The sequence below is a fragment of the Bowdeniella nasicola genome (assembly GCF_900107735.1).
GTDB classification, from domain to species: Bacteria; Actinomycetota; Actinomycetes; order Actinomycetales; family Actinomycetaceae; genus Bowdeniella; species Bowdeniella massiliensis.
Genome location: NZ_FNQV01000019.1, coordinates 1 through 12,352, shown reverse-complemented (window position 1 = coordinate 12,352; position 12,352 = coordinate 1). Strand labels below are relative to the sequence as shown.

Sequence of the window (12,352 nt, the reverse complement as noted above, 5' to 3'; positions counted from 1 at the left end):
ATGCGCGGAGAATTCAAAGTCAGAGGTGGAAAGCTCGTCGCGGTCGACTGCGACATCGTCGATGAGCGGCTCGCGAACGTGAAGATTTCAGGAGATTTCTTCCTCGAACCCGACTCAGCGCTCGAAGAACTCAACAACGCGCTGAACGGAATGCCCGCCAGCTCCACGGTCGATGAGCTGCAGCATCGGATGGATACCGAGCTGCACCCCGACGTCGCCATGATCGGCTTCTCGACGGAAGCCGTCGCGATCGCCGTGCGCCGTGCGCTGGGTCAGGCTACCGGCTGGTATGACCACACCTTCGAGGTCATCCACGGCCAACCCATGCACCCCGCCATGCACGTCGCCCTCGATCAGGTCCTGCCCGGCGAGGTCGCCGCGGGCCGCCGCGGTCCCATCATGCGCATCTGGGAGTGGAACGATCCGCTCGTCGTCATCGGCTCCTTCCAGTCGGTGAAAAACGAAATCGACGCCGCTGGTCTCGCCAAGCACGACATGGTGGTCGTGCGCCGCATCTCCGGCGGCGGCGCGATGTTCATGGAAGCAGGCAACTGCATCACGTATTCACTCGTCGTGCCGACCTCCCTCGTGGAGGGTCTGAGCTTCGAACGCTCCTACGCCTACCTCGATGACTGGGTCATGGGGGCGCTCGCGGACGTCGGAATCAACGCCCACTACGTTCCCCTCAACGACATCGCCTCAGACCAAGGCAAGATCGGGGGAGCGGCTCAAAAGCGCTTCGCCAACGGAGTCGTCTTGCACCACGTGACGATGGCCTACGACATCGATGCAAACAAGATGCTCGACGTGCTTCGCATCGGCCGCGAAAAACTGAGCGACAAGGGAACGCACAGCGCGAACAAGCGGGTTGACCCGATGCGTTCGCAAACCGGACTGTCGCGCGAGACCATCATCGACGCCTTCATCTCCCACTTCGAAGGGCGCTACGACACCGTGCGATCCGAGTACCGGCAAGAAGAACTCGACAAGGCCAAGGAACTCGTCAAGACGAAGTTCCTTTCCGATGAATGGACCTACCGGGTGCCGTAAAAGGGCGGGCCTTTCGGCACGGTTAAGCCCTCACGCTAGCCTCGCGGCACGACCCTCCTTTAGTTGATAATCATAATCAATAACGTTAGGGTCGGGGCGTCCTATCCCTTTGCTCTAAGGAGTGCCCCGCGATGCTTCGCAGTACCTGGCATCGGTCGGTCCTGGCTCTCGTATCCGTGTTCGCCCTCGCGATCGCAGCGGTCATGCCCGCTGCCAACGCCGCGCCGCGACACACGTTCGATACCGGCCACATCGATGCGTTTAATGTCCAAGCCAATAACGGTGAACTCATCCTCAACTTGAAGGAAGATGTCACCGGATCCCACGTCACTCACGCCCCCGAAGACGTCGTCCTGACGGTCAAAGAGGCCGCATTTAACGACGCCATCCCCTCGTCCATCCCGCGTTCGCCGTCGGGCTACCTCCTTCCGATGACGCAGGATCCGAACCTCATTTGGCCCGGCTGGGACACGATGGGTGTGCAGAGCGGCCCGGCGGGTTTCTCGCAGATTGATATCGCATTCACGAAGGTCGCAGGTCCTGGCGACATCCACCTGTTTTCCTCCTCGATGCTCGGTGTCTCCTCGCTGCTCAAGGACGGCGGCTACCAGCTCAAGACCGGCAGCGTGATCGACCAGAAGTACCCCGCGCACACTCACGCCAACTGAGTCTTTCCAAGCCCGGTACCTACACCCTGACGGTTCAGGCATCGGGCGCGACGAAGGACGGCACGGTTAAGAAGTCCAACACGGCGACCTACACCTTCGAGGTGGGGGACAAGAAGCCCGAGCCGACCCCGACCCCGGATCCGCAGCCGACCACCCCGACTCCGGAGCCGACCGCGACCCCGACGCCGGACCCGTCAGCGACCCCGACCTCGCCCGAGCCGAAGCCGACTGACTCGAGCCCGACTCCCGCGCCGACGACCCCGGCGCCGAAGCCCACCGCGCCAGCTCCAAAGCCGACGGCGCCGGCCCCCAAGCCGACCTCGGATTCCCCGGCGCCTGCTCCGAGCACCGAGCAGTGCATCCCCACCAAGGTGACGCGCACCGAAAAGGGTAGCCTCAAGGTCGCGACCGAAGGGCACTTCGACCTCGGCGCCCAGCTGCAGGGCGGCAAGCTTGTGGCGTCTCTGAAGGACGATCGCCGGCAGCCGGCCCAGTGGGTGAACCCGTCCTCGATCGTCTTCAAGGTCTCCGACGCCGCTCGCACGAGCGCCCCGGAAGCACTCTCCTTTGTCGCCAGCCCCGGCAGCAACGTCTGGGTCATCGGATCCACCCAGCAGGCGGGTGTGCCCTGGCTCGGCCAGAACACCATGCACCCGAGCATCGTGAACGGCACCACGGGCCCCGTCACGTGGACGCTGAACGGCGTCACCGGCCCGGGTAAGCTCGCAGTCTTTAACTCCGGCGGGCTCGGCTCGGGCGTCGGCCAGCGCGTCTTCGACAACGTCGGCGGCCCGACGAGCTACACGGTGCCCGCGAACACCCACGCCCACCCCAACTGGGTGTTCACCGCCCCCGGGATTTACCGCGTGAGCATCACCCAGAGCGCAACGACGAACGCCGGCCAGAAGGTCAGCGCCGCAACGACCCTGCTGTTCGCGGTCGGTAACGCCGATCCCGCTGCCGCCGGCACCTCCACCACGGTCGAGGAGTGGGTCGGCAAGACCCCCGACGGTAAGGATTGCGAGCTCAGCCCCGAGCAGATCGCAAAGCTCCCGGCCGGAGCCAAGGTCGGAGGCCTGAACACCCTCCCGACGACCGGCTCCGAGGGCGGCAGCGAGCTGCTCATCGTCACCGGCGCTCTCGGCCTGGCCGGCGCCCTCACCCTCGCTGCCCGTCGTCGCTTCGCCTAAGGACCCTCATCCGTGCGTACTCGCCTGATCCCGCTCCTGCTCGCCACCTGCCTGGGGCTCACCGGTTGCTCAGCCCTGCCGGCGGCCGGGCCAGATCGGGCGGGTACGCCACTGAAGGTCGTCACGACGACGGGAATCTCGCGAGATGTCGTCGAGAACGTCGGGGGCGAGCGGGTGAAAGCCACCTCGCTCGTTCCCGACGGCGCCGATCCGCACTCCTTTGAACCGACGCTGCGCTCCGTGCGCGACGTCGTCTATGCCGATGTCGCGCTGTCGAACTACCTCATGCTCGAACAGCACTCGATCATCAAAACGCTCGACGCGAACCTGCGCCCAGGCGTTCCCAACATCTCGCTGGCCGAAGCCGCCACCAAGTACGCCGCCGAAGTCATCCCGCTCGTTGAACACGTCAGCCTCGATACCATCTGGCTCGGCATCCGCGTGCGCGGCACCGGCAGCGATAAGGGCGCAACCCGCACGAGCGACGTGCGCCTGCAGGTCACCGACGTGCGAGGCCCCGGCCACATGTACGCCTACCTCACCGAAACCTTCGGCAAACCGCGCATCTATGCCGATTCCTCCGATGGTTTCGACGCGGGCGACGGATACGCTCGCGGTACGGCGACGCTGCCCATCGACGCCCACACCCACATGTCCTGGGTTTTTACCAAACCCGGCATTTACCAGGTCGACGTCGCCGCGCAGCTCGCCGTCACCGATGACTCCCGCCCCTATCCCATCCCCGGAGGCACCCTTACCTTCGCCGTCGGCGTCGACCCGCACTCGGTGCCCGGCCACGAAAACTCGACGGTGCTCGATGCCGGCCACGCCGATATCACCGCCGATATCGACACCTCCGAGATGTATGTCTTTGCCGATCCGAGCGGCGGCGGCGAGCATACCCAGGTCCGCCACGATTTCGCCTCCACCGTCATCTCGGTGCCGGCCAAGGCGCTCACCGAGGTCCCGGCCGGCGCGCAATTCTCCTTCCTCGGCCGCCCGGGCGAGCAGGTCTACCAGCTCCCGCAGGCCGTCCTCGGCGCCCACGTCCACGGCGAGATCGACCCCCACCTGTGGCACGACGTGCGCAACGTGCGCGCCTACGTCCAGGTCATCCGCGACACCCTAACCGACGCCGATCCGGCCGGTCGCGAGGTCTATTTCGCCCGGGCGCGCGCCTATCTCGCCTCCCTCGACGAGCTCGACGACCACATGAAGCGCACGATCGATTCCATTCCGCGCACCAAGCGCCACCTCATTACGACGCACGATGCCTTCGGCTATCTCGCCAAGGCCTACGGGCTGAAGATCGCGGGCTTCGTCACCCCGAACCCCGCCGTCGAACCCTCGATCGCGCAGCGCCGCAAGCTCGCCGAAACGATCGCCACCCTCCAGGTCCCCGCCGTCTTCCTGGAAAAGAACCTCATCGCCCGCTCCTCGACGCTGTCCGCCCTGGCCAGCGATGCCGGCGTGCGCGTCTGCCCCATCCTGTCCGACGCCCTGACGGGCGAGGCCCCCACCTATATCGATCTCATGCGCTACAACGCAGCTCAACTAAAGGAATGTCTGTCATGAAGTCGCGAATCCTCACCCAGGCCTGCGCGCTCGCGGCGCTCGCCCTGATGACGGTGACCACCTCCCATGCCGCGACGGAGCCGCCACCGAGTGATCCCGCCCTCGAACAGCGAGTGGATGCCGACGAGCAAAGCGGGACGGGCCAGGTCGAACTCGCGACGGGCCACGTCGATATGGGACCCAAACTGGTCGGGGAGGACGTCACCGCCCTGATCCGCGACGATACCGCGACGCCGCCGGTGTGGCGCCAGCTCAGCGACGTCGCCCTGCGCGTCAGAGACAAGGCTAAGCTCGACATTCCGAACGAGGAACGCTACGCCTTCTTAGGTAGCGCGCGCGGCAAACCGGCATACGTCGTGCCCCAAACCCAGAATCCCGACGTCATCTGGGTGGGGTGGAACACGCAGGATCCGGCCATCGTCAAGCTGTTGGACCGCGGCGTCACCATGACGTTTAAGGGCCACGACGGACCGGGCGACTTCCACCTCTTCGTCGAATCCGGCACCTTCGACGTCCCGCCCGAGCCACTGTGGAACGGGCAGGGCGAAGCCGGGCAGAAATTCTGGGTCGACCTGAACACCCACACCCACGCCAACTGGGTCTTTACCGAACCCGGCGTCCACCTCGTGTCCTTCACTATTTCGGCGAAGACAAAGGACGGCGCCGAGGTCAGCGCCGACGGCACCCTGCGCTTCGCCGTCGGCTCGGAGGTGAGTCTTGCGGACACCCTCGCGAAATCTGCCGCCAGCCAGAGCCCGTCGCCCCAAAGCGCGGCGCCCGAGCAATCCTCGAATGACGCGAGTGCCGCCGCGGCTAGCGATTCGACCGCTAGCGATTCGACCGCCAGCGATTCCGCCCCACCGAGCTCGCTTGCCTCACCCATCCTCATCGGCGTCATCGCCGCCATTGCCGCGATCGGCGCGCTGGCTGCGCTGTTCGCACTGCGAGCGAAGCGGCTGCGAGCGAAGCGGCTGCGAGCGCAGGAGAGGCAGCAGTGACCGTCGCACCTGTCGGTCGCGCTCGGCGGACGCGAGGTGCTGCAGGGCGTCTCGCTTCGCGTCAACGCCGGTGAACTCTACGGAATCGTCGGGCCCAATGGTGCCGGCAAGACCACCCTGCTCCGCGCGATCCTCGGCCTCATCGCCTACCGCGGCGAGGTCCACACGGCCGGCGGCATCGGCTACGTGCCCCAGCGCCACGACGTCGCCTGGGATTACCCCATCACGGTCGAGCGCATGGTGATGACGGGCCGCGTGCGCCACATCGGCTGGCTGCGCCAACCCCGGCTAGCCGACCACCGCGCCGTCGCCGCCGCGCTGCGCCGGGTCAAGCTCGCCGATCTCGCCGACCGGCCCATCGGGGAGCTTTCCGGCGGCCAGCGTCAGCGCGTCATGATTGCCCGCGCCCTGTCAACCAACCCGTCGATCCTGCTGCTCGACGAACCCTTTACCGGACTCGATATGCCCACCCAAGAACTCCTAACCGACCTATTTCACGAACTGACGGGCGACGGCACAGCGATCATGATGACGACGCACGACCTGCCTGCCGCGATGGCGGCGTGCGACACCATCGCCATGGTTGCTGGCACGATCATCGCCCACGGCTCGCCGAGGGACCTCTCGGACCCCGAGATCTGGATGCGGGCCTTCGCCGTATCCGAAAACTCGCCGCTGCTCGCCGCCCTCGGACTCCGGCAACGTCAGGAGACCCGATGCTGAGCCCGCTAGACTTCCTCACCGACCTATTCAACCCGATGCTTGCCTTCCTGCCGAAGGCGCTCATCGTCGCCCTCGTCTCCTCGCTAGTGGCGGGCGTCGTCGGCACCCACGTCGTCTTGCGCGGCATGGCCTTCATCGGCGACGCGGTCGCCCACGCCGTCTTCCCGGGCCTCGCCGCAGCCTTCGTCTTGCAGGGCTCGCTCATTGTGGGGGGAGCGACGTCCGGCGTCCTGACCGCCATCGCGGTCGCCGTCTTTGCCCAAAACCGGCGCGTGAAAGAAGACGCCATCATCGGAATCTTCTTCGCCGGCGCCTTTGCCCTCGGCATCGTCATCATCTCGTTCTCGCCCGGGTATGCCGGAAGTTTGCAGCAGTTCGTCTTCGGCTCGCTCACGGGCGTCACCGACAGCGATCTCATCGCCGTCGCCGTCGTCGCGCTCTTCGTTGTTGCCACCCTCGCCGCACTGCACAAGGAGCTCGTGACGGCCTCCGTCGATCGCGAGTCCGCCGCCGCGCTCGGCGTTCCCGTCTTCGCCCTCGACCTCCTCCTCTATATCCTGGTCGCCGTCTCCGTCGTGATCGCCGTCCAGACCATCGGCAACATCCTCGTCTTGGCACTGCTCGTCACCCCCGCCGCGACCGCCCGGCTGCTAACCGAAAAGGTCGGCACCATGATGGTCCTCGCACCCATCATCGGCATGGCCTCCTCGTTTGTGGGCGTCTACCTCTCGTGGTCACTGGACCTGCCGACGGGGGGCCGTCATCGTCTTGATCGCCACCGGCATCTTCCTCGCCTGCTGGCTGCTCGCCCCTCGCCACGGCCTGCTGCGACGCCGCCGACGAGCAGTACCGACGGCCCACCAAACGCTGGCCGCGCTGCCATAAACTGGCGGTATGATCCGCCTAGCCATCATCGATGCGTCCACCTCACCACTGACCACCGGCGCCCCGATCGCCGATTGGATTGCCGAATGCGCACGGCGGACTCGTGCGTTTGACGTCGAGATCATCCGCATTCGCGACCTCGACCTGCCCTTCTTCGACGAGCCCTACCTGCCGCGCTACGGCCACTACGAGCACGCCGAGACCCGGGCCTGGAGCGAGACGATCGCAAGCTTTGACGCCTTCGTCTTCGTCAGCCCCGAATACAACCGCGGATACTCCGGTCGGCTGAAAAACGCCATCGATTACCTCGCCCAGGAATGGGCGTTCAAACCCGCCGGCATCATCTCCTATGGTGCATCGATGACCGGTGGCCTGCGCGCACTGGAAGCCCTGCACGATGTCTTGAACTCCCTGCACATGTTCGTGACGCGAGAAAACGTCCTCGTGCCCTATGCGGGGCGCGAAGCCCACCGCTGGGAAGGCCGCGAGGTCTCCTGGGGAGTTGGCCCCGACGGCGAATTCGTCGCGACGCCCGGCATGGTGGAGGCCGCGGAAATGATGCTCGATGCGATCGTCCGGCTCGACGCCGCCATGCATCTCGTGCGTACCCCGGAGCAGACGGTCGGCGACCAGCAGGGCATCGGCAACCCGCCCTCCGGCTCCATCCCGCAGGTCCGTCCGCGTCCCACCCGCGATGACCGCGAAGAATGGCGTCGTTCCGGGCGGATGCGGTAGTTCGACGAGTGTTGGGCAATTCGAGTGCTCAGTGTGACTGGAGTGACCAAACCGAGCGGAAAATGCGAAATTTCCGCGCGAAATGCGTGTCTTAACGCGACAACGGGCCGTAATCCCGCGTAAAGTGCCGTGAAGCGGCACCTATCCGGGTGTCGGAACCGTACACGAGAGGGATGTTATGTCCGTCAACCGCACTGAGCTTGTTGCTGAGATCGCCGAGCGCGCCGGCCTGTCCAAGGCCCAGGCAAACGCTGCCCTGTCCGCTTTCCAGGATGTTCTGATCGAATCCGTCTCCAAGGGCGAAGCCGTCAAGATCACCGGCCTGCTGACGGTGGAGCGCGTCGATCGCCCCGCCCGTTCGGGCCGCAACCCGCAGACCAAGGAGCCGATCGAGATTCCGGCTGGCTACCGCGTGAAGCTCACCGCCGGCTCGGCCCTGAAGAAGGCTGTCGCCAAGTAACTCCTTCGCACCACAAGGGAGGCTCGAGATTTCTCGAGCCTCCCTTGTTGTCTTAGCCCCCATCTGGTCCTGCGTCCATGGTCCCGACACTCTTACGTGCGGTGCGCCTACGATAGAACCGGACATTTCACTGTCGAGAAAAGGACTCCCATGCGCGTCATCGTCCAGCCCGACGGCGATTCCATCGCCTCCCTCGTCGCCGAATCGATCGTGCGACTGGTCAACGACAAACCGAATGCCGTCCTTGGCTTCGCCACCGGATCCTCGCCACTTGGCATTTACCGCGAACTTATCAAGGCCTACCAGGAGGGTAAGGTGTCCTTCAAGGACGCCTGGGGCTTCCAGCTCGACGAATACGTTGGCCTACCCGCCGACCACCCCGAGCTCTACCGCAACGTCATCCGCACCGTCATCGAGTCGCATGTGGACTTCTCTGAGGGACGCGTGCACGCACCCAACGGCACCGCCGACGATCTGCAGGCGGCCGGCCCCGCCTACGACACAATGATCGAAGACGCGGGCGGCGTCGACTTCCAGATCCTTGGCATCGGTACCGACGGCCACATCGCCTTCAACGAGCCCGGCTCCTCCTTCAGCCAGGGCACCCACGTGGAGACCCTGACGCCCCAGACCCGCGAAGATAACGCGCGCTTCTTCGACGGCGACATCTCCCGCGTCCCAACCCACACCCTCACCCAGGGCCTTGGCACCATCATGAAGGCGAAGAAACTCGTCCTCGTTGCCGAAGGCGAAGGCAAGGCGGAGGCGATCGCCCAGCTCATCGAGGGCCCCGTCTCGGCGCACTGGCCGGCCACGATCATGCAGCACCACGCCGACGCCACGGTGCTGATCGACGAAGCCGCCGCGAGCAAGCTTGAGATGAAGGACTACTATCGCTTTGCGTGGGAAAACCGCCTGCCCTGGCAGAGCGTCTAAGAGCCTGTGAGAAAAATCGAGCCGCGACCAGGGCCACGTTGCACTCGGTCGCGGCTCGGCTCATGCCTATAGTGGGAGCCATGCAGATCTCCCTCGCCGCCGGACAGCCGCATTCCGAACCGAGCTCCCCGACCACCCCCGAAGGTGCCTCGGACACGGCGCTGCTTGAGCGAGAAGAAACCCGCACCGACGACGGCGATGCCGACCGGTTTGCGCACTACGTACGCAAAGACAAGGCGGCCGCCGCGGCGGTCACGGGCAAGCCCGTCGTCGCCCTGTGCGGCAAAGTCTGGGTCCCGGGCCGAGACCCGTCCAAGTACCCCGTGTGCCCCAAGTGCAAAGAGATCCACGCGGAACTGACCAAGGGCGGCCCCCGCTGGCCGTTCGGCCGCGGCCGCGGATCGGACTCATGAGGCGGGGCGAAACCCGCCCTGATCCACACGCCGCCTCACTGTTCGCCGCTGAACACCTCCCGCCCGCCTACCCGACCCGGGCAGCGTGGGGGACAGCGGCCAGTTTGCGCGCGTGGCAGGCAGCGGCAGTAGAAAAATACCTCGCGTCACTTCCGCGCGACTTCCTCGCTGTCGCAACACCCGGCGCCGGAAAAACGACGTTCGCGCTGCGCATTGCGACGGAACTCCTCACCACCGGGCGCGTCCGCCGTATCATCGTCGTCTGTCCCACCGAGCACCTCAAATCGCAGTGGGCCGACGCCGCGGCCCGCGTCGGAATCGGCCTCGATCCCGCCTTCGCCAACGCCCAGGGCGCCCTCGGCTCCCAGTTCGACGGCCTCGCCGTCACCTACGCCCAGGTCGCCTCCCGGCCCGGCCTTCATCGCGTCCTGGCAACCGAACGCGACACCCTCGTCATCCTCGACGAGATCCACCACGGCGGCGACGCCCTATCCTGGGGCGACGGCATCCGCGAGGCCTACGAACGCGCCAAGCATCGCCTCGCCCTGACCGGAACGCCCTTCCGCTCCGATACCTCACCCATCCCCTTCGTCACCTACACGCGCGACGCTGACGGCATCCGCCGCTCGCGCGCGGACTACTCCTACGGCTACGGCGACGCACTCAAAGACGGCGTCGTCCGCCCCGTCATCTTCCTGTCCTACCGCGGCACCATGCGCTGGCGCACCCGCAGCGGCGTCGACATGGAAACCGATCTCGCGGAAGAATCCGCCAAATCGGTGACCGCCCAAGCCCTGCGAACCGCACTCGACCCCATGGGCCAGTGGATCCCCGCAGTCCTCCAGGCCGCCGACCAGCGCCTGTCCGAAGTCCGCCGCACCGTTCCCGACGCCGGCGGCCTCGTCATCGCCACCGATCACACTGCCGCGCGCGCCTACGCCGCCACCTTGCACCACATCACCGGCCGCTATCCCACCGTCGTGCTCTCCGACGACGCAGGCGCCAGCGAGAAGATCGATGCCTTCGCCGCCTCCGAAGACCGCTGGATGGTAGCCGTGCGGATGGTCTCCGAAGGCGTCGACGTTCCCCGCCTTGCCGTCGGGGTCTATGCGACGACGACCTCCACCCCGCTGTTCTTCGCCCAGGCCGTTGGGCGGTTCGTCCGCGCCCGCCGACGCGGTGAGACCGCCTCCGTCTTCCTGCCCTCCGTCCCACACCTGCTGGCGCTCGCCGGCTCGCTGGAAGCGGAACGCGATCACGCCCTAGACCGCAAGCCAAGCGAGAACGTCGACGTCGATTTCGTCGAAGAACAAGCCTTCATCAACCAGGCGAACGCCACCGAGAGCGCGAGCGATGATCTCTTTAGCCAGTTTGAAACTCTCGGCGCCGATGCCACCTTCGACCGCGTGCTCTTCGACGGCGGCGAATTCGGCACCAACGCCGCAGTCGGTTCGATCGAGGAGCAGGAATACCTCGGACTGCCCGGCTTGCTGGAGCCCGATCAGGTCCGCGAGCTGTTGCGCCAGCGCCAAAGTGAGCAGCTGAAAACCCAGGCCGCTAACCGCGAAGCCGAGTCATTGCGCGCCCAGAATGCCGGGATCGATGATCACCGACGACGGGCGGCCGCTCGCAAGGAGCTCTCCAGCCTCGTATCGGCATGGTCGAGGCGCACCGGAACGCCGCACGGCGTCATCCATACCGAGCTGCGGGGCCTGACCGGCGGACCCGAGGTCGCACGCGCCACCACGGCACAGATCCAGGCACGCATTGATCGCCTGCGCAAGTGGTTCGTCGGAAAGTCCTAACCCGCCTTCCACTTCACACCTCCTCTGCGCACACCCCTGTTCCCGCGCCTCCTCACCAACTCACGTACACGCGCGCGCTCACGCGCACCCACGTGCGTACACACGCACCCACGCGCGTACCCACGCACCTGCCTACGCGCACCTGCGCGTGCGCGCGCGAGGGCGTGATTGTTGAGGCCTGTTGACCTCATGGCTCGGTGGTGTGGGCTTGTTCGCCTGGCCGTCGTTTTCCACACCCCGCCTCCCGATGCCTCTCGCATTCCCGTTCTGGTGGGTCTTCGATTGTCGGGTGTTGACGTGCTGGTTTGATCGTGGTCAGTCGCCTGCAGCACTCGCAGCAGGCACAGATCATCCACTCACGGATTGGCTGGAGGGAGGCGCATTATGGAACTGAAGTCGTTGTTCGAGGCGGCTGGTTTTGATGTGCCCACCAGCCATCCGGCCGCAGGTACTGCGCCTGTCGTGTCGGAAGACCTATTGAATCTCGGGATCGGGATCCTTGCCGCGGCGGTGGAGAATGGTGTTGACCTGCCTGAGGCGCTGCATAAGTTGATTGCGGCCCGCAACATCGAACGCGCCTACAACGCCGTGGCCACACTGCGGACGCAGATTATTGCTGCAGCCGACCGGGCGGGTGCGGCCGAGATCGATGGCCTGTCCATGGCGGACGTGATCGCTGAAGAACGCCGCATCCCGAAGAATGCTGCCACCAGCGAGATCCGCACCGCGCGCTCTCAGGCTGAGTTCCCGAACGTGTTGAAAGCTGCCGCTGCTTCCCGGATCTCCCAAGAAAACCTCAACACTGCGGTCAAGACGCTGGAGAAGATGCGGCCCCACTACAGCCAGACCGAGTTCCCCCACGTGGAAGCAGCCCTCCTGAAGGAGGCGGAGACTCCGGTACCGGGTGAGTTCCG

Annotated in this window: 12 protein-coding genes and 1 pseudogene; all 13 read left to right on the top strand. The window is 65.7% G+C overall.

Annotation, left to right across the window (positions count from 1 at the left end):
• The gene (locus BLU67_RS11380; RefSeq protein ID WP_092566051.1) at positions 1-1,050 is read left to right on the top strand and encodes a lipoate-protein ligase LplAB; all 1,050 of its coding nucleotides are present in this window, start codon (positions 1-3) and stop codon (positions 1,048-1,050) included.
• Positions 1,051-1,181: 131 nt separating this feature from the next.
• Entirely contained in the window at positions 1,182-1,718 is a 537-nt protein-coding gene (locus BLU67_RS12340; RefSeq protein ID WP_187337932.1) for a choice-of-anchor M domain-containing protein, read from the top strand.
• Positions 1,715-2,908 carry a TIGR03773 family transporter-associated surface protein gene (locus BLU67_RS11375; protein WP_187337933.1) on the top strand — a complete coding sequence of 398 codons (1,194 nt, stop codon included), beginning with the start codon at positions 1,715-1,717 and terminating at the stop codon, positions 2,906-2,908. Before BLU67_RS12340 ends, BLU67_RS11375 begins: the two co-directional genes overlap by 4 nt.
• 12 nt (positions 2,909-2,920) lie before the next feature.
• On the top strand, positions 2,921-4,483 hold the full coding sequence (locus BLU67_RS11370) for an anchored repeat ABC transporter, substrate-binding protein (RefSeq protein WP_092566047.1): 1,563 nt from the start codon (positions 2,921-2,923) through the stop codon (positions 4,481-4,483).
• Positions 4,480-5,481 carry a choice-of-anchor M domain-containing protein gene (locus BLU67_RS11365; protein WP_176780801.1) on the top strand — a complete coding sequence of 334 codons (1,002 nt, stop codon included), beginning with the start codon at positions 4,480-4,482 and terminating at the stop codon, positions 5,479-5,481. The genes BLU67_RS11370 and BLU67_RS11365 overlap by 4 nt, the downstream gene beginning before the upstream one ends.
• A 36-nt stretch (positions 5,482-5,517) precedes the next feature.
• Positions 5,518-6,204 carry an anchored repeat-type ABC transporter ATP-binding subunit gene (locus BLU67_RS11360; protein ID WP_261977112.1) on the top strand — a complete coding sequence of 229 codons (687 nt, stop codon included), beginning with the start codon at positions 5,518-5,520 and terminating at the stop codon, positions 6,202-6,204.
• A pseudogene (locus BLU67_RS11355) lies at positions 6,198-7,089 on the top strand (anchored repeat-type ABC transporter permease subunit). The gene BLU67_RS11360 and the pseudogene BLU67_RS11355 overlap by 7 nt, the downstream one beginning before the upstream one ends.
• Positions 7,090-7,098: 9 nt before the next feature.
• Entirely contained in the window at positions 7,099-7,824 is a 726-nt protein-coding gene (locus BLU67_RS11350) for an NADPH-dependent FMN reductase (protein ID WP_092566041.1), read from the top strand.
• Between the two features lie 178 nt (positions 7,825-8,002).
• Positions 8,003-8,284 (top strand): HU family DNA-binding protein, encoded by a 282-nt coding sequence (locus BLU67_RS11345; RefSeq protein ID WP_092566039.1) that lies wholly within the window; start codon positions 8,003-8,005, stop codon positions 8,282-8,284.
• A gap of 150 nt (positions 8,285-8,434) precedes the next feature.
• Positions 8,435-9,220, top strand: coding sequence for a glucosamine-6-phosphate deaminase (nagB, locus tag BLU67_RS11340; RefSeq protein ID WP_092566037.1), 786 nt, complete (start codon positions 8,435-8,437; stop codon positions 9,218-9,220).
• Between the two features lie 80 nt (positions 9,221-9,300).
• The gene (locus BLU67_RS11335; RefSeq protein ID WP_092566035.1) at positions 9,301-9,633 is read left to right on the top strand and encodes a DUF3039 domain-containing protein; all 333 of its coding nucleotides are present in this window, start codon (positions 9,301-9,303) and stop codon (positions 9,631-9,633) included.
• A complete protein-coding gene (locus BLU67_RS11330) occupies positions 9,630-11,438 on the top strand; it encodes a DEAD/DEAH box helicase (RefSeq protein ID WP_092566033.1) in 1,809 nt (602 codons plus the stop codon). Before BLU67_RS11335 ends, BLU67_RS11330 begins: the two co-directional genes overlap by 4 nt.
• 384 nt (positions 11,439-11,822) lie before the next feature.
• On the top strand, positions 11,823-12,352 hold a 530-nt coding region (locus tag BLU67_RS11325), incomplete at its 3' end, for a hypothetical protein (protein WP_143027431.1).

Coding starts and splice junctions, on each gene's coding strand:
- BLU67_RS11380 (WP_092566051.1), top strand. CDS start 1: ATGCGCGGAGAATTCAAAGTCAGAGGTGGAAAGCTCGTCGCGGTCGAC.
- BLU67_RS12340 (WP_187337932.1), top strand. CDS start 1,182: ATGCTTCGCAGTACCTGGCATCGGTCGGTCCTGGCTCTCGTATCCGTG.
- BLU67_RS11365 (WP_176780801.1), top strand. CDS start 4,480: ATGAAGTCGCGAATCCTCACCCAGGCCTGCGCGCTCGCGGCGCTCGCC.
- BLU67_RS11350 (WP_092566041.1), top strand. CDS start 7,099: ATGATCCGCCTAGCCATCATCGATGCGTCCACCTCACCACTGACCACC.
- BLU67_RS11345 (WP_092566039.1), top strand. CDS start 8,003: ATGTCCGTCAACCGCACTGAGCTTGTTGCTGAGATCGCCGAGCGCGCC.
- nagB (WP_092566037.1), top strand. CDS start 8,435: ATGCGCGTCATCGTCCAGCCCGACGGCGATTCCATCGCCTCCCTCGTC.
- BLU67_RS11335 (WP_092566035.1), top strand. CDS start 9,301: ATGCAGATCTCCCTCGCCGCCGGACAGCCGCATTCCGAACCGAGCTCC.
- BLU67_RS11330 (WP_092566033.1), top strand. CDS start 9,630: ATGAGGCGGGGCGAAACCCGCCCTGATCCACACGCCGCCTCACTGTTC.